Source organism: Streptomyces sp. NPDC001663, assembly GCF_042893105.1.
Classification (GTDB): domain Bacteria; phylum Actinomycetota; class Actinomycetes; order Streptomycetales; family Streptomycetaceae; genus Streptomyces.
The window spans coordinates 495847-510440 of record NZ_JBIAUR010000003.1; the positions used below are offsets into that span (position 1 = coordinate 495847).

General features: G+C 70.8%; 18 protein-coding genes. 9 read left to right on the plus strand and 9 right to left on the minus strand.

Going from position 1 to position 14594, the window contains the following annotated elements:
* Nucleotides 1–56 precede the first annotated feature (56 nt).
* Entirely contained in the window at nt 57–1037 is a 981-nt protein-coding gene (locus ACFY1L_RS12775; protein ID WP_388822374.1) for a slipin family protein, read from the plus strand.
* Nucleotides 1038–1050: 13 nt separating this feature from the next.
* Here the strand turns inward: ACFY1L_RS12775 and ACFY1L_RS12780 are convergent, their stop codons facing one another.
* Nucleotides 1051–1218 (minus strand): hypothetical protein, encoded by a 168-nt coding sequence (locus tag ACFY1L_RS12780; protein ID WP_388822376.1) that lies wholly within the window; start codon nt 1216–1218, stop codon nt 1051–1053.
* A gap of 139 nt (nt 1219–1357) precedes the next feature.
* The gene (locus ACFY1L_RS12785) at nt 1358–1636 is read right to left on the minus strand and encodes a hypothetical protein (RefSeq protein WP_388822378.1); all 279 of its coding nucleotides are present in this window, start codon (nt 1634–1636) and stop codon (nt 1358–1360) included.
* 378 nt (nt 1637–2014) lie between these two features.
* On the opposite strand from ACFY1L_RS12785, the gene ACFY1L_RS12790 reads away from it, so the two are divergent.
* The 5 genes from ACFY1L_RS12790 to ACFY1L_RS12810 all read left to right on the plus strand — a co-directional run bounded on the left by ACFY1L_RS12790 (nt 2015) and on the right by ACFY1L_RS12810 (nt 4958).
* On the plus strand, nt 2015–2221 hold the full coding sequence (locus ACFY1L_RS12790; protein ID WP_388822381.1) for a hypothetical protein: 207 nt from the start codon (nt 2015–2017) through the stop codon (nt 2219–2221).
* Nucleotides 2222–2337: 116 nt separating this feature from the next.
* Nucleotides 2338–2505 carry a hydrophobic protein gene (locus tag ACFY1L_RS12795; protein WP_388822383.1) on the plus strand — a complete coding sequence of 56 codons (168 nt, stop codon included), beginning with the start codon at nt 2338–2340 and terminating at the stop codon, nt 2503–2505.
* Nucleotides 2506–2595: 90 nt separating this feature from the next.
* Nucleotides 2596–2769 (plus strand): CsbD family protein, encoded by a 174-nt coding sequence (locus ACFY1L_RS12800; protein WP_388822386.1) that lies wholly within the window; start codon nt 2596–2598, stop codon nt 2767–2769.
* 263 nt (nt 2770–3032) lie between these two features.
* Nucleotides 3033–3947 carry a helix-turn-helix transcriptional regulator gene (locus tag ACFY1L_RS12805; protein WP_388822389.1) on the plus strand — a complete coding sequence of 305 codons (915 nt, stop codon included), beginning with the start codon at nt 3033–3035 and terminating at the stop codon, nt 3945–3947.
* A gap of 93 nt (nt 3948–4040) precedes the next feature.
* Nucleotides 4041–4958, plus strand: coding sequence for a helix-turn-helix transcriptional regulator (locus ACFY1L_RS12810; protein WP_388822392.1), 918 nt, complete (start codon nt 4041–4043; stop codon nt 4956–4958).
* Nucleotides 4959–4988: 30 nt separating this feature from the next.
* Here the strand turns inward: ACFY1L_RS12810 and ACFY1L_RS12815 are convergent, their stop codons facing one another.
* Nucleotides 4989–5756: a helix-turn-helix domain-containing protein gene (locus ACFY1L_RS12815; RefSeq protein ID WP_388822394.1), complete on the minus strand. Its 768-nt coding sequence runs from the start codon at nt 5754–5756 to the stop codon at nt 4989–4991.
* 342 nt (nt 5757–6098) lie between these two features.
* Between ACFY1L_RS12815 and ACFY1L_RS12820 the strand changes: the two genes are divergently transcribed.
* From ACFY1L_RS12820 to ACFY1L_RS12830, 3 genes are all read left to right on the plus strand, one after another.
* Nucleotides 6099–6287, plus strand: coding sequence for a hypothetical protein (locus ACFY1L_RS12820; RefSeq protein ID WP_388822397.1), 189 nt, complete (start codon nt 6099–6101; stop codon nt 6285–6287).
* Nucleotides 6288–6377: 90 nt separating this feature from the next.
* Nucleotides 6378–6824 carry a hypothetical protein gene (locus ACFY1L_RS12825; RefSeq protein WP_388822400.1) on the plus strand — a complete coding sequence of 149 codons (447 nt, stop codon included), beginning with the start codon at nt 6378–6380 and terminating at the stop codon, nt 6822–6824.
* Between the two features lie 101 nt (nt 6825–6925).
* A complete protein-coding gene (locus ACFY1L_RS12830) occupies nt 6926–8149 on the plus strand; it encodes an ATP-binding protein (protein ID WP_388822403.1) in 1224 nt (407 codons plus the stop codon).
* Between the two features lie 43 nt (nt 8150–8192).
* Here the strand turns inward: ACFY1L_RS12830 and ACFY1L_RS12835 are convergent, their stop codons facing one another.
* The 6 genes from ACFY1L_RS12835 to ACFY1L_RS12860 all read right to left on the minus strand — a co-directional run bounded on the left by ACFY1L_RS12835 (nt 8193) and on the right by ACFY1L_RS12860 (nt 14386).
* Nucleotides 8193–8681 carry a hypothetical protein gene (locus tag ACFY1L_RS12835; protein ID WP_388822406.1) on the minus strand — a complete coding sequence of 163 codons (489 nt, stop codon included), beginning with the start codon at nt 8679–8681 and terminating at the stop codon, nt 8193–8195.
* Nucleotides 8682–8750: 69 nt separating this feature from the next.
* Nucleotides 8751–10181 (minus strand): NAD(P)/FAD-dependent oxidoreductase, encoded by a 1431-nt coding sequence (locus ACFY1L_RS12840; protein WP_388822409.1) that lies wholly within the window; start codon nt 10179–10181, stop codon nt 8751–8753.
* A 31-nt stretch (nt 10182–10212) separates the two neighbouring features.
* Nucleotides 10213–11364, minus strand: a complete 1152-nt coding sequence (locus ACFY1L_RS12845) for a DUF6545 domain-containing protein (RefSeq protein WP_388822411.1) — start codon at nt 11362–11364, stop codon at nt 10213–10215.
* A gap of 49 nt (nt 11365–11413) precedes the next feature.
* A complete protein-coding gene (locus ACFY1L_RS12850; protein ID WP_388822413.1) occupies nt 11414–12610 on the minus strand; it encodes an MAB_1171c family putative transporter in 1197 nt (398 codons plus the stop codon).
* Nucleotides 12607–13158 (minus strand): toxin, encoded by a 552-nt coding sequence (locus ACFY1L_RS12855; RefSeq protein ID WP_388822416.1) that lies wholly within the window; start codon nt 13156–13158, stop codon nt 12607–12609. The genes ACFY1L_RS12850 and ACFY1L_RS12855 overlap by 4 nt, the downstream gene beginning before the upstream one ends.
* Nucleotides 13159–13546: 388 nt before the next feature.
* Nucleotides 13547–14386, minus strand: a complete 840-nt coding sequence (locus ACFY1L_RS12860; RefSeq protein ID WP_388822419.1) for an ANTAR domain-containing protein — start codon at nt 14384–14386, stop codon at nt 13547–13549.
* Between the last annotated feature and the right edge of the window lie 208 nt (nt 14387–14594).

The following is a 14594-nucleotide window of genomic DNA, read 5'->3' on the forward strand; positions in this document are numbered from 1 at the left end:
GCCTTCGGGACCGCTCGGGTCCCGGGGACGCAATCGACGTAAGGAACGTGAGAACCATGGGTGTTCTGATCACCGTGCTGGTGGTGTTCGCCGTGGCCGGGCTGGTCCTGCTCGCGCTGAGCCTGCGCAACGTCCAGCAGTACGAGAAGGGCGTGGTGTTCCGCTTCGGGCGGCTGCTGCCGGACATCCGTGGGCCGGGCCTGCGCGTCATCCGGCCGATCGGGGACCGGATGCGGAAGGTGTCGGTGCAGACCGAGGTGCTCGGCATCCCGCCGCAGGGGTCCATCACCGCCGACAACGTGACGCTCACCGTCGACGCGGTCGTCTACTTCCGGGTCATCGACCCGGTCAAAGCCCTGGTGAACGTGCGGGACTACCGTGGTGCCGTCTCCCAGATCGCCCAGACCTCGCTGCGCGCGGTCATCGGCAGGGCGGATCTGGACACGCTCCTGTCGGACCGCGACCACATCAACGCGGAGCTCAAGAAGGTGATGGACGCCCCCACCGAGGAACCCTGGGGACTTCGCATCGAGCGGGTGGAGATCAAGGACATCGCCCTTCCGGAGTCGATGATGCGCTCCATGTCCAAGCAGGCCGAGGCCGAACGTGAGCGCCGTGCCCGGGTCATCGCCGCCGACGGAGAGTTCCAAGCGTCCCAGCGGCTGACCGACGCCGCGGCGACCATGGCCAACACTCCGGGCGCGCTCCAACTGCGCCTGCTGCAGACCGTGGTGGACGTCTCCGCGGAGAAGAACAGCACGCTGGTCATGCCGTTCCCGGTGGAGATGCTCCGCTTCTTCGAGCACCAGAGCAGGGAGACCGACGGCGAGTTCGCGCGCCGGAGTGTCCCGCGCCCCGCGCTCTCCGAACCGGCCACCCCTGCCCTGCCCACCGCGACCGCCTTCCCTCAGAGCGGCGAACGGGTCGGCTTCGACGGTGACCGGATCGGCAGTCGCGCGGCAGTGGCGCGGGACCGGCGGGACAACTGGCCGACACACGCGGACTCCGACTCCGACGCGTCACACGCCCACGGCTGATCCCCGCCCGCTCTCAAGCGGGCGCTCGGGCGCGGCAAGACAGCCCGCGGCGCCAGAGCGTCAGGACCATCAGCATGCCGCGGGCCTGGTCGATGACCGCGCGCCCGGCCGGCACCCGCCGCAGCTGATCGTTCTCGGCGCGCAGTGCGACGACGTCCTCTCCGCGGATGGGTTCCCTCACGTGGCCTCGGCCCGCGCTTCCCATCACTCCTGTCGGATCACGGTCGTGCGTTGCATGGCATGCAACTCTTGGCGACCGCGACGTGTCCGGCCCGGCGTGAGCCGTCCTGGAAGCCGTGGCTGCCGGTCCACCTCACCGGTCACCTGTGGTGTTCGTGGTCCCGGCGGTCCTCGCGCCGCCAGCGCGCCCGGTTCTGGCGGCTGTAGCGGCGGTCCCAGCGTTCGCGGCGGTCCCGGCGCTCGCGGTAGTCCCGGTAGTCCCCGAGGTCGGACGTGCCGCTGCGGCTCCGGCCTCCGCCACGATCACGGCCGTAGCGGGTGGCGCCGTAGACCAGCACCGCCGCGGCCACCCACCAGACGGGCTGGAGGAAGCCGAAGCCGAACAGGACCGCGATGAGGATGAGGAGCAGGACGAACACGGTGGGCCTCCCCGGGAGCGGGACACGGCTTCGATACCGGGGACTGGGGCCTCACCCCGCAGCGTAGTCCTGTCCAACGGTTGCGGATACGGCGCGAGGTCAGCGCCTCCTGCCGGGCATGGATGGCTGCTTGACACCTGTCGGGGGACTGCTGCGAGGGCTAGCGTGCGCCATGCCGCCCCTGCCCCCGGCAGCGTCGCACCGCCCGCGCGCTCCCCAGGGGGCGCACCCCGCGCATCGGTGTCGGAACCCGCCGCGTCACGAGCGAGGCCGTTCCCGCACGCCCCGCAATCACGCTACCGGTGCACCCGATGCGCCCCGAGCGGGCACCGATCTGCTGCCCGCCGCGTCGCACACGTCCCACACCAGGCGGTACACATGTACGCGCTGATCATTCCCGCTTCGACGCCCTTCGTCCTGCTCGCCACCGTGCTGGCCCTGTCCTGGTGGGAGGACCGCATCCTGCCGACACCGCCACCGGTCGAAGCCCTCGCCGAGGCTCCGTTCACCCCGGCGGTCCCGGCGCAGCTCCCGGAACCGCCCGGTGCCGACGCTGCGTTGACACGGGAGGATGCCGGGCGTTGACTGACAACACGGCGTAGGGCCATGCCACTCCGGATCATTCGGGCGCAGCATTCCACCTTCCCGCTTCGCCCGGACCCCGCGGAACCAGGAAATCCCCGCGGTCTGGAGGCCCGGCAATGATCTGGATTCTTCTCCTTCTGCTGATCCTGGTGGTCTTCGGTTTCGGCTTCACGACGCAGATCCTGTGGTGGGTCGCGGCCGTCCTGCTGGTCGTCTGGATCGTCGGCTTCGCCAAGCGCGGGCGCGGCGGAGGCCGCCGCCGCCACAGCCGTGGTCGCAGGTAATCCGCTCCACGCCCGAACTCACCCCGCGGGAACGACGGCCTGTACGGCGATCACGCGGGAGCCCTTCCAGTCGACAAGCAGAGGACCGTCATGAGCGTCGGACAGACGATCAAGCACAAAACACAGGAATTCAAGGGCCGGATCACCGAACGCATCGGCCGGACCACCCGCAATCGGCGGCTGCAGCGCGAAGGCAGGACCGACCGGGTCTCCGGGAGCCTGAAGCAGGCCGGAGACAAGGTCAAGGGCGCTTTCAGGCATTGATCGGCGAGTCCTTGAGTGGCGCGCCGGGATGCAGGTGTGGAGCACGGGCCGGATGCCGGCCGACGCTCGGACACGGGCGGGAGGCCCGTACGCGGACCGTGCGAAGCCCACCGGGATTCGCCTTCGCGGCCCGCCAGGATTCACCTTCGCGTTCTTTCGCCACGGGTGGCAGGCCGAGCCGTGCCAGGGTGTGGCGAGCGGGGGAGTGACAGGGCCCCTCACGCCCCTGCCGTGCAGGTCAGAGCGGTGTGACACTGAAGGACATGGCATCTGAGCAGAGCAGCGGCGGCGCCGAGCTGGGCCGGTTCCTGCGTGCCCGCCGCACGCAGACCGCACCCGAACAGGTCGGCCTCACCGTCGGAGCCGGCCTGCGCCGCACCCCCGGCCTGCGCCGCGAGGAGCTGGCCACCCTCACCGGGATCAGCATCGACTACTACGTACGCCTGGAACGCGGCAAGGAGACCCGGCCCAGCCCCTCCGTCGTCGACGCCCTCGCTCGCGCCCTGCAACTGGACGACGCCGAGCACCAGTACCTGCGCGAGCTGGCCGCCCGCGCCGCGAGGTACACCCCCGAGCCGCCGCCCGCCCCGAGCCGGACCGTGCGCCCGCACCTGCAGATGCTGCTCGAGGCGATGCGCCCGAACCCGGCGTACATCGTCAGCCGCAGCATGGACCTGCTCGCCTTCAACCCCGGCGGCCTCGCCCTGTACACGGGCCTGGACGACTGGCCCACCAGTCGGCGCAACCTCGCCCGCTACTTCTTCCTGCACCCCGCGGCCCGCGAGCTGTTCCCCGACTGGGACATCCAGATACGCGCCTGCATCGCCCGGCTGCGCGCCCTGGCCGGCACTGCCCCCGACGCCCCCGACCTGACCACCCTCGTCGGCGAACTCGTACTCAAGAGCCCTGACTTCGCCAGGCTGTGGGAGCGTTACGACGTCACCGGCCGCAAGGCCACCCACAAGACGTTCCACCATCCACAGGTCGGCACGGTCACCCTGGCCGCCCAGTCCATGGAGCTGGACGGCACACCGGGCCAGCGCCTCGTCGCCTACGCCGCCGAACCAGGCACCCCCGACCACGACGCCCTGCTCCTGCTGGACATGACCGCTCCCGACCTCGGACCCGGCAGGCGGCCGGCCAGGAGCGACGCGGCCCAGCCGCACGCATCGCCCTGAGCCGGAACCGGGACCGGGACCGGGACCCCGCAGGCCAAGCCGGGGTGCAGACCAACAGATACACACCCCCAAAAAGACGGGCAAAATATACGCATGGAGCGCCCAGCGGAGAAGGCGAAGGGCCACACGACGGGTGCCACGAGTGACCTCGGCACCTATCTACGAGCCCGCCGCGCGCAGGTCACCCCCGAGCAGGCCGGGCTGACCGCATCCCCCGGCCCGCGCCGCACTCCGGGTCTGCGCCGGGAGGAGCTCGCCACGCTCGCCGGGATCAGCATCGACTACTACGTACGTCTGGAGCGCGGCAGGGAAACCCATCCCGGTCCCACGGTCGTCGACGCCCTCGCCCGCGCCCTGCTCCTCGACGCGTACGAGCACCGGCACCTGCGCGAGCTCGCTTCCCGTGCCGCCTACGCCCCCGAAGCGCCGCTCGCACCCGGCCACACCGTGAGGCCACAGCTGATGGTGCTCCTCGAGTCCGTGCGCCCGAACGCGGCCTATGTCGTCAGCCGCACCCTGGACCTGCTCGCCTTCAACCCCGGCGCGCTGCGGCTCTTCGCGGGCCTGGCCGACTGGCCGCCGCCGCGGCGGAACTTCGCCCGCTACGCCTTCCTTCACCCGCTCGCCCGCGACGTACTCGACGACTGGGACGAGCAGGCCCGCGCCTGCGTCGGCCGGCTGCGCGCCCTGGCCGGCACCGAACCGGACGCCCCGGATCTGGCCGACCTGGTCGACGAACTCCTGCCGAAGAGCCCGGACTTCGCCGACCTGTGGAACCGCTTCGACGTCAAACCGCACGCCCCGGACCCCAAGACCTTCCACCACCCCGACGTCGGCGACCTCCACCTCGGCTACGAGTCGATGCCGCTGGAGCACAGCCAGAAGCAGCGGTTCGTGGTGTTCTTCGCCGAGCCGGGTACTGCCGACCACGACAAGCTGATCCTTCTCGATGCGGAACATCGCGAGCCGGGCTCAGGGTTGGACGGCGCGGTGGGGTGCAGCAGAGTGTGAAGGCGTCCACCCCCCTGTCAAGGCGGGTCGTCAGGGGGTGAGTTGCTGGTGCCCTATGACCGAGAGCAGTTCCAGCTTGCTGTGGCTGTCCGTGCCGGGGCGGGTGGTCAGCACCACCAGGGTCTGGGCGCGGTTCTCGGTGAACAGCACCTGACCGTCGACGTCGATGCGGCCGAGGTCGGGGTGGAGGATGGTCTTGCTCTCGTCGTAGCGTTGGGCGACTTCCTGGAGTTCCCACAGGCGGACGAACTCGGGGCTGTGTTCCTGGAGTTCGGCGAGGATCCGGGCGGCCCGGGGGACGTCGCTGCCGGCCGTGAGCGCGACCCGCAGACGGGCCGCCTGGGCGCGGCCGTGGCGTTCGTGGTCTTCCTCGGGATACACCAGGCGCTCGGAGGGGTCCATGAACCAGCGGTAGTAGGCGCTGCGGGCCAGGCCGGTGTGGCGGGTCTGGTCGCCGAGCAGGGCGATGGCCAGCGGGTTCATCGCGAGGGTGTCGGACATGTCGGTCAGCACCAGGGCCGGGGAGTCGTCCAGGCGGTCCAGGACCCGCATCAGCGTCGGGCTGACGTGCTCGGAGCGGTGGAGACGGGCCGGGGCGTTGTGGCCGATGAGGACGAAGAGGTGGTCGCGCTCGTCCAGGGTCAGTCGCAGCGCCCGGGCGAGGGCGGTGGTGATCTGTACGGAGGGTTGCGGGGCGCGCTGCTGTTCCAGGCGGGCGTAGTAGTCGGTGGACATGCCGGCGAGCCCGATGCCCGAGGTGCCGCCGGTGATCAGGATGGTGTTGCCGGTCATCTTCATGGGAGGTCTCTCTCCTTCGTGCGGGCCGCGGGCCGGTGATCGCCCGCAGCCTCGACCGTAGGAGCGCCCGCGTCGGGGCGGGAGGGGAAGGTTTGTCCATGGACCGGCGGTCCCTGCCTCATGCCGCGGAAGCCGCATTCCCGCTCCTTTCCAGAACCGTCCCGGCTGCCTCCCTTCGACCAAATGCGAGGAGAACGGTCGGCGGAGGCGAAGTCGGCGTGCGGTTACGGGAGTTCGGTGCCCGAGTTGGGGCGGCGGTGCGGTGTGATGCTTGTCGGTGTGCTGTGAAGAGGGAGCCGCAGCGGCGGTAACGCGCGTACGCTCGCGCCGAAGGAGGGCGCCATGGCCGCGCATGCGAGAGCGATCAGGATGTGGTGGCTGGCCACGCTGACAGCCGTGACCGCGGCCGTCATAGCCGTCGTGCTCGTCCTCCAGGCCGACTCCGGCGAGGCGACCCCACCGCCACCGGCGGATTCCCCCGCGATGGCGCCGTCGGCGAGCACCCCGAGGACGTCGACCGCGCTGCCGTAGGGCGGCACCGGTCGCACGGGAGCGCATCGGCCTCCCCGGTAGGGTGCTGATCACTGCAATGAGACCCGTCCGGCGGCTGAAGGAGCGGGAATGCGGCTTCCGCGGGCCGTGCTGTGTGCTGTCGTTCTTGCCGTCGGCCTGAGCGGGTGCGGCGGGGTGCGGGGCGGTATCCGGGTCGAGGGACCCGCGGCGACGTCGGTTCCCTGGTCGGGGCCCGTGTATGTGGAGGACACGTACGGACGGGCCTGGCAGCGCCCCGAGACGATCGTCCTGACCGAGCTCATCCTCCTGGACGGGATGGCGTGGCGGGGATGGGGCTCGGCGCGGGCACGGGGCACCGGCGAAGTGTCCTGTCAGGGCGCCTGCTCCAGTGGCGAGCCTCGCAGCTACCGGGTCGAGGTCACCCTGAGCGACCGGCTGCGGCGCGGCTCCGTCTCGTACTACAGCCAGGTGGTCGTCAAGCCCGTCGATCCCCCCGCGCCGGGCTGGGCGACCGGATTCGACACGACGGAGAACCTGGGCGTACCGGACGCGTGACGACGACACGAGAGCGGCCGTCGGAAAGGTCGGAGAGGAAACCGTATGCACGATCTTCTGGACGCCTGCGTCCGGCGGCCGCGCGCATGAGGGTGCCCGCCGTGAACGTGGGGACGAAGGTCGCGCTCGCCGTCGCCGTCGCGGCCGTGTGCGTGGCGGGTGCGATCGGGGTGCTGGTGCACCGGAGCACCGCCGCCGACCAGCTCGCCACCGCCCGCTCTGACCTGGACCGGCAGCTGCTCGGCGCCGCCGACGACCTGGCGGCCGGCCGCCGCTCGCAGGGCAGGATCGATCCGCCGGATCTGCCCGCTCCGGTGGCACGGGCGGTGCGCGGGAACGTCCGCGTGACCTATCTGCAGAGCGGGGGCGCGCATCGGAGGCTGTGGGCGGCGACCCGGATCTCGGGCGGGAAGGTGCTCGCGGTGCGGCGTTCGTACGCCGCCGAGGAGCGGTCGCTGGCCGCGCTCGACCGGACGTTGCTGATCACGGGCGCGGCGGCCACGGTCGTGGTGTCCCTGGCGGGGCTCTTCCTGGGCGTACGGATGGGCCGTCGGGCCACGGTCGCGGCGCGCACGGCGGAGCGCATCGCCGACGGTGACCTCGACGCCCGGGTCCGTCCCGGCGGCCGGGACGAGATCGCCCGGCTCGCGGCCTCCGTCGACACCATGGCGGACGCGCTGGGCGCCCGGTTGGAGGCCGAGCGGCGGGTGACCGCCGACATCGCGCACGAACTGCGCACCCCGGTGGCCGGGATGACGACCGCGGTCGGGCTGCTGCCGCCCGGCCGGGCGTCGGAGCTGGTGAAGGAGAGCGTGGACAAGCTGCGCGGGCTGGTCGAGGACGTGCTGGAGGTCGCCCGGCTGGACGCGCAGGTCGCGGCGGTGGAGACGGAACCGCGTGAGGTCGGCGCGATGGCCCGGCGGGCGGGCGGCCCGCTCGAGGGGGTGGAGGTGTGCGTCCTGGCGGACACGGTCGTGACGACGGACCCGCGGCGCGTCGAGCGCATCCTGGTCAACCTGGCCGCCAACGCGCTCCGGCACGGTGCGCCGCCCGTGCTGGTCGAGGTCGACGGGGCGGTCGTCCGCGTCCGTGACCATGGTTCCGGCTATCCGCCCGAACTGCTCGCCGTCCTGAACACCTCCGGCCCGCAGCGCTTCAGCAAGGGCTCCCGGACCGGCGGCACCGGCCTGGGGCTGACCATCGCGACCGGCCAGGCCCGGCTGCTGGGCGCCCGTCTCGACTTCCGCAACCATCCGGAGGGCGGGGCCGAGGCCACGTTGTCGCTGCCGACGGACGGGGGCGTCGACAAGGGAACGGCCACGTAAGGCACGTACGCCTTCGAAGGCACGGTCGTGGTCGAGTGGCGGCTCAGCCCGCCTCCGCGCGGAGTCCGTCGCGCAGGTGGCGCAGGTCGTCGGCGTGGCGGCCCAGGCCGTTGAGGCGCAGGCGGACGGCCTCGGTGCGGGGGTCCGGGCGGAGGGTGAAGGCCAGGTTCAGGGACTCGCGCAGCATCCAGAGGTCGTAGGCGAGGAGCCGGGCGGCACGGGCCCGGGCCTGCAGCAGGTCCGGGTCGGTGAGTTCGAGGTCCTGCAGGCGGGTGCGCAGGCGGTGCAGGGTGATGCTCTGCTGTCCGCACGAGCGTGCCGTCCGGCTGGAGACGGGGCCCGGTTCGCCGCAGGCCGCCACCGCCGCGTCGGCCGGGGTCTGCGCGGCCACCGCCTCGTCCAGTACGGCGACCAGTGCGCGCACCTGGGCCGGGCGTGAGGGGCGGGCGGGGGCCGGGGCGCGTTGCAGGCGCACGAGGATCCGTACGGCACGGTGCCACCGGGCGGTGCCCGGAGGGGTGCGTATACGCATGGTTCCAGTGTGCGCCTCGCCGCCGGGGGCGGGCCCTCGCTCGGTGAACGGTCGGCCCCTGGGTGGCCGTCAGCGGGCGCCGTGCGGTTTCTCGGCGTCCTTCCTGAGGCGTTCGAGGATCTGCCGTTCGGAGGCGTTCAGGGGAGGCTCGCTGAGCCGGGGGAGGAGAGGCCCGTTCAGGGTGGCCAGCAGAGCTGCCGGGCGCATCACCCGCGACGGACGTGTCTTGAGGCTGGTGACGTCCCACAGTGCTGCCGCCGCGTTGTACGAGCCCGTTGCGGCGCGGGTCAGCCGGCGTGCGTACGCGGCGTTGAGACGGTCGGCGATCGTCGGCTCGGCGCCTCGCACGTCCGGATAGAAGACATCCATCGCGACGGCGGTGGACCATGCCGAGTCGACGTGACGGGCCGCGTCGTGCAGAACGCGACGGGGCAGGCCGGGGCTGGAGATGCCGCCCTGCCGCAAGGCACGGAAGAGGTCGAGTGCGCCGAGGGCGGCCACGGACATGCCCTGTCCGTAGGCCGGATTGAACGTCGCGAGTGCGTCGCCCAGCACCAGGAACCGCTCGGGCCACAGCGGAGATCTCTCGAAGTAGCGGCGGACGTTGCTGGTGCTGCGGCTGACCGCCACATCTGTGAGGGGTTCGGCGCCGGAGGCAAGGTGGCCGACGATCGGGTGCGGCAGGCTGAGGGCGTACTCGAGGAAGCCCTGAGGGTCGCTCGGCGGCTCGCCGCCTCTGGTGCCACCCGCACTGACCATCCATCGGTTGCCCTCGATCGGCAGGACCATCGCACTTCTGCCGGGCCGGCCGCTGTAGGGGTTCGCCTGGACCAGGGTCAGCGGGAACGATTCGGCACCCGGGGGAGTGCGGTAGATGCGGGTGGCGTTGGTGAGGCCGGAGTCGATCTTCCTTTCCTGCACGCCGCCGACGCCTATCTCCGCAAGCCACTGGATGTTGCGGGAACCGCGTCCGCTCGTGTCGATGACGAAGTCCGCCTCCACCTCGCCGCCGAGGGCGGAGTCGGAACCGCTGACGCGGACACCACGTACCCGCTGTGCGTCCCCGATCAGTCCCTCCACGGCGGCCTGATGGATCGACACCTTGGTCGTCTGTTCCATCAGGGCCTCACGGAGGACCCAGTCCAGCAGGGCGCGCGTACAGGTGATCATGCGAGAGCCGTTCCACCGGTACCGGCGGAACCAGCCGGCGTCCGGAGTGAGGGCCAGCATCCCGTTGCCCATCGAGATCTCGTGCGCACCTGCCTCGAAGAGGCGCTCACGCAGGCTCTGCGTGAAGAGAACCTCCATGGCCGACCACCCTCCGGCCAGGAGCAGATGGGCATGCCGGCCCTGGGGAACTCCTCGGCGGTTCTCGGGTCCGTCGGGAAGCTCGTCCTTGTCGAGGAGGAGGACTTCCGCCTCGGGAACGGTCCGGGACACCGCCGCTGCGGCGAGCAGCCCGGCTATGCCTGCTCCGACCACGACGGCTCGTTGCGACACTGGCTCTCCTTGTTGCGGTCGTGCGGGGTTTTCAGTGGGTCCGTATCTGATCCGGTGTCACGTCTGGAAGCAGGCTTACGGCGTGTGCCAGCTCGACCAGTTGAACGGTGATGCGGAGCTCGTCGGGCGGATCGGCGGCGCTGTCGACCTGGCCCGACGCCCGGAGTATGCCATTGATGATCATCGCCTTCTCCGCGGCGGTGCGGGCTTTCTCCTGGCTTTCGCCGAGCTCGACTGCGGCCGCGTAGGCGGCTTCGCCGACGCGTTGGTCGAAGTGGGCCGTCAGCTGGAGCAGGGCGTCGCGGATCTTTGCCTCGAGCAGGTACAGGCGGCTGCTGGGCAGTTGCCACCAGAAGTGCCACCACCGTGGCTCTGCCTGCGGGGTGGTGGTGATGTCCCTGACCGCCGCCCACAGGGGCAGCAGCGCGCGGTAGTCGGCCAGGCTCTGCTTCTCTGCCGCGGCCGATGCCAGGCGCGGAAGGACGAAGCCGGCGGAGTAGATGAGCGCGCCGAGGGAGGCGGCGGGCGGTGCCACCGTGGTCGACAGGACGTCCAGGTCGTACCCGCACCACCGGGCAACGACCGCGGTGACCTTGGTCAGTTCGAACCCGAGGACGTCCAGCAGCAGACCGGCGAGGATCAACCGGAGCCCGACGCGCAGCAGGCCTGTGACCTCGTCGCGGGCCCACTTCAGACAGACCACGCTGAGGACGATGGTGCTGGCCAGATGCCCCACCAGGTAGAGAACGATCATCTCTCGCATGAACGGGGTGTTGGCGTAGTACGTGTCCAGGTCCCTGAGCCGCTCCGTGTCCGCGTCCGCAAGGAAGAACAGCACGATGATGGCGACGATCAGCGTCCCGTACACCGCAATGCTGATCCGGACCATCCGGCGCACCTGGTCGTCGGGTCCGCCCCGCCAGTGGATCAGCAGGATGATCAGGGAGCAGCTGAACGCGGAGATGGAGCTGTACGTCAGCGGGGCCCCGATGTTGGGGATCCCGGTGAGGCGATTGACCGCGGCCAGCGTGGCCGGCGCCGCGCAGACGAAGCACACGGCGCCCAGGAAGGCGGTGGCCCGTGTGGGCACGGTCAGCGGCGTACGAGGAGCCGTGCGTGATCGGCGGATCACCATGGCGGCCATGACCAGGAGCAAGGCCGCCGTATACACGACGAGGCTCATGTCAGGGGACTCCATTCCGCCGGCTGTGGGGGGCAGCCGGTGCCGCGCGTCACAGCGACCCGGCCCTGGCGGGGCCGGTCGCCATGGAGCGTGCCTCACGCTCCGACCGCTTCACGGCATCGGCGATCAGGACCAGCATCCTGGGGTCTCGCGGCAGCGACGGGGGGACCGATGGGCCGAACGGCTCGGCGCTCGGCCGGGTACCTCGGCGTGCCGCCGAGGCGATGGTGGCGGCCCATGCGGCCGAGGCCGCGCGCTCATGAGCGGCACCCACGTGGCTGCTCCGGTCGCCCATGCGCTGCAGCCTCTTCAACTCCGCATCGTGAACCCGGTCGTAGAGACCCTGGTCGAAGAGCATTTCGATCTCACGGAGACCGTTGAGGATGGTGCTGCGGCGCCAGGTGCCCCACAGAAACGGAGAGCGGGGCCGTGCGACCCGTAGGGCGCGGTCCTTCAGGACCGGGTCCAGCACGGCGTCAAGGGGCGCGAGACGGACGAAGTCGGCCCAGGCCGACAGGTGGTGACCCGCCATCGGCAGGAGAACCCCCGTGACCGTCAGCAGCGCACCCAGACCGGCACACAGCGGAGACACCGAGGTGCCGAGCGAGGACCAGTCCCGGCCGGACCACCGGGCGACCACGGCAGCCAGCTTGGAGATGCTGTACCCGGCGCTGAGCGCTGTGCCGGCGCCGATGGTCACCAGGCTGGCCCGCAGCCAGGGCCGCTGCCGGACCTCCGTTTCGCGAGCCCAGCGCAGCGACCAGATGGCGCTGACGGTCGTGGCCGTCAGATGCGAGATCAGATACAGGACGACCATCTCCGCGACCCACGGAGTCGTCGCATAGAAGGTGTCGAAGTCGGTTCGCCGCTCGTCAGCGGGGTTCCCCACGGCGAAGAGGACGGCGATACCGACCAGCACGGCCGTGTAGCCGTAGATCCAGTTCCGTGTCGTCCGGCGCATGGACGGGCCGCCGCGCCAGCAGGCGATCAGGACCAGGGAGGCTGCGCTGTAAGCAGTGATCGCGGCGTAGGTCAGAGGGGCGGCCAGATTGGGCACGCCGGTCACCCGGTTGATCAGTGCAACCGTCGGAGGCGCCCCGAAGAGGAAGCACAACGAGGCGAACCCCAGCACTCCGATGATGGCCCGCAAGGACGGCTCGGACCAGTGACGCTTCAGATCGGGCAGCCTGAACAGGAGCGCAGTCCAGAGCAGGCCACAACTTATGTAGTTGATCGCTCCGCTCATCTGCGATGCCTCTGATAGCCGAGAGAGTCGGCGATGCGACGAGCCGTGTCACCGACGATCACGTCTCGATCCATCAGGGATCGCATCTGCTGCCCGATCAGAATGCCGAACAGCTCGGCATCCCGCTCGGGATCCTCGTCGAAGCGGGAGCGCGCAGCGGTCGGCCGGGCGTCGTGCAGATGCCCCGGCCCGAGTACGGAACAGGCGTCCGCTGTCTGCTGATCGGGCGTCGAGCCGTCCTTCTGCCGCATGTGCCACAGCTCGTGACCGAGGATCTGCGCCTGATGCCAGACCTCGGCATCCGCCTCGACGATCACGTCGTCCTGCTGGGTTCGCTCCACCCACATCCCCGTGGCGAGGAACTTGCGCGGAATGCGCACCCTGTGAACCTCGAGCGGGCGATCGCCGCGCCACCGGCGCGCGGACTCCACCAACGCATCGAACAGGGCCTCGGGATCGGCCGAGTTCTGCCGGCCGGACGCGTCGCCTTCTTCGGCGGCCAGTCTTTCCCGGATGGGACCGATGAGTGTCTCGGCGAACTCATGCATGTCCCTGTCCCGCCGCCGCATGCGCTGCCACTGCCGTAAGCCGACCAGAGGATTCATCGTCAGCCCTTGCGGCCCGGAGGCCGCACAGCAACCCCGACAGGCTCACCGATCATGACGTCTCCTTGCCCTTCGTGAGTCCTGCCGCGGTATCAAGGTGAGTAGGGAACCCTGTTGACGCTGCCCCGACCCTACCGGAGCTCACCCGCCCAATTTCCTGCTTCCGTACGGGATTACGGCGCGGCCCGGGAGACCGCGGTGACCGAGTCGTCAGGGTCGGTGTCCTCCCCGGGGAGTAGCGACGTATGCGTCGGCTCATGCTGCGGAGGCATGACAAGTGCCTCCGTGGGCACGATGTGCCGAAAGGGCGCGCGGACCAGGCTGGTTCACGTCAGCCGGAGCAGGTCCGAGACCCGAGGAGGGCGTCATGAACCGCCAGATCCGCGTCCGCGTCACCCGCCGGCCGTCGGCCCCCCGCGACACCACCATCGACCGCAGGACGCCGTCGGGACGGATCCTGCCGTACTGATCCGCTGCGCGAGCTCTCAGCCAGGCAGCGTGTGATCGCCGTACGCAGTGCCCGGCGCAGTTCCTCGGGCGGGGCCGGGCCGGCGGTCTCGGTGCCGGCCGTGACCGCCGCGGCGACCGTGTGCAGCTTGATGTTGGAGCGTTGTGAGGCCTCCCGCAGGATGTTCCACGCCTCGTCCGAGGTGCAGGAGTGGGTGGCCATCAGCACACCGCGCGCCTGGTCGATGACCGGGCGGGAGGCGATCGCCTGACGGAGCTGCTCGACCTCCTCGCGCAGTACGTCCAGCTGCTCCGCACGCTCCAGGGCCACCGCGGAGGCCGAGGGCGGGCCGGGCTCCGCATCGGAGGCGTGGGCCGTGCGGTCCAGGGGGTCGGTGGTGTCGAGGCCGGCGAGTTCCAGGATGCGGCGCGGCTGGCCGTTCCAGTGCGTGGCCCGCACCGGGATGCGGTGGCGGTGGCCGTAGCTGTCGAGAAGGTCCAGGAACTGCAGTCCCGCCGTGTCCATGAAGACGACCCGGCCCATGTCCAGGTCGACCCGGCCGGTACCGTCCGGCAGCTCGGCCAGCGTCCTGGCCAGCATGTCCGCACAGCCGTGGACGAGCTCTCCGCGGGGGATGAGGACCGCTCGTTCGGCGTCCACGCGGCTGTCGATGGTCAGGGCGTTCAGCCGCCCCGCGAGAGGTGTGTGTGCCCCTGAGGTCATGGTCTGCGCCTCACTGCTCCCGACAGTCGTCACGACGTTGAGTCACCTGGTGCCGTCGGGTCCGGCGCGGAGAGTCGTGGGCCGTGCTCCGCGGGGGCCCGGCGGTGCTGACCATGCGCCTGCCCTGAGCACCGCGGAGTACACGCGGGCCGGGGGAATGACCGGTTCCTGTCGGGGGTACGGGGGCACACGTCCTGGAAGTAGAAGA

Coding starts and splice junctions, on each gene's coding strand:
- ACFY1L_RS12800 (WP_388822386.1), top strand. CDS start 2,596: ATGAGCGTCGGACAGACGATCAAGCACAAAACACAGGAATTCAAGGGC.
- ACFY1L_RS12845 (WP_388822411.1), bottom strand. CDS start 11,364: ATGAGCCTCGTCGTGTATACGGCGGCCTTGCTCCTGGTCATGGCCGCC.
- ACFY1L_RS12820 (WP_388822397.1), top strand. CDS start 6,099: ATGGCCGCGCATGCGAGAGCGATCAGGATGTGGTGGCTGGCCACGCTG.
- ACFY1L_RS12790 (WP_388822381.1), top strand. CDS start 2,015: ATGTACGCGCTGATCATTCCCGCTTCGACGCCCTTCGTCCTGCTCGCC.
- ACFY1L_RS12855 (WP_388822416.1), bottom strand. CDS start 13,158: ATGCATGAGTTCGCCGAGACACTCATCGGTCCCATCCGGGAAAGACTG.
- ACFY1L_RS12850 (WP_388822413.1), bottom strand. CDS start 12,610: ATGAGCGGAGCGATCAACTACATAAGTTGTGGCCTGCTCTGGACTGCG.
- ACFY1L_RS12815 (WP_388822394.1), bottom strand. CDS start 5,756: ATGAAGATGACCGGCAACACCATCCTGATCACCGGCGGCACCTCGGGC.
- ACFY1L_RS12860 (WP_388822419.1), bottom strand. CDS start 14,386: ATGACCTCAGGGGCACACACACCTCTCGCGGGGCGGCTGAACGCCCTG.
- ACFY1L_RS12805 (WP_388822389.1), top strand. CDS start 3,033: ATGGCATCTGAGCAGAGCAGCGGCGGCGCCGAGCTGGGCCGGTTCCTG.
- ACFY1L_RS12775 (WP_388822374.1), top strand. CDS start 57: ATGGGTGTTCTGATCACCGTGCTGGTGGTGTTCGCCGTGGCCGGGCTG.
- ACFY1L_RS12810 (WP_388822392.1), top strand. CDS start 4,041: ATGGAGCGCCCAGCGGAGAAGGCGAAGGGCCACACGACGGGTGCCACG.
- ACFY1L_RS12795 (WP_388822383.1), top strand. CDS start 2,338: ATGATCTGGATTCTTCTCCTTCTGCTGATCCTGGTGGTCTTCGGTTTC.
- ACFY1L_RS12825 (WP_388822400.1), top strand. CDS start 6,378: ATGCGGCTTCCGCGGGCCGTGCTGTGTGCTGTCGTTCTTGCCGTCGGC.
- ACFY1L_RS12835 (WP_388822406.1), bottom strand. CDS start 8,681: ATGCGTATACGCACCCCTCCGGGCACCGCCCGGTGGCACCGTGCCGTA.